Source organism: Acinetobacter sp. USHLN143 (assembly GCF_037145695.1).
GTDB lineage: Bacteria > Pseudomonadota > Gammaproteobacteria > Pseudomonadales > Moraxellaceae > Acinetobacter > Acinetobacter fasciculus.
Map to the genome: position 1 here is coordinate 1 of NZ_JBBCWZ010000359.1, position 219 is coordinate 219.

The following is a 219-nucleotide window of genomic DNA, read 5'->3' on the forward strand; positions in this document are numbered from 1 at the left end:
TACTGTCACTGAGGCAGGTTGGACATTTGATTTCTAGAGTTATTCGCATTTCTCTATTTTATCAAAATTCAACCTGCTTTGTTTCAGCATACTTTTTGAAACACCACCAAAAGCAGATTGGCAAGGTTTAGCAGATGTACAACTTGCGACACTAAACTGGGTAGATTGGTTCAATAAAAAGCGTGTACACAGTGCACTGGGTTATGTATCGCCTTTTGA

The 219-nt window shown here is 38.8% G+C and carries 1 pseudogene; it reads left to right on the forward strand.

Going from position 1 to position 219, the window contains the following annotated elements:
• Positions 1 to 109: 109 nt before the first annotated feature.
• Positions 110 to 219, forward strand: a pseudogene (locus WFH18_RS18385) (integrase core domain-containing protein); the annotation flags it as partial.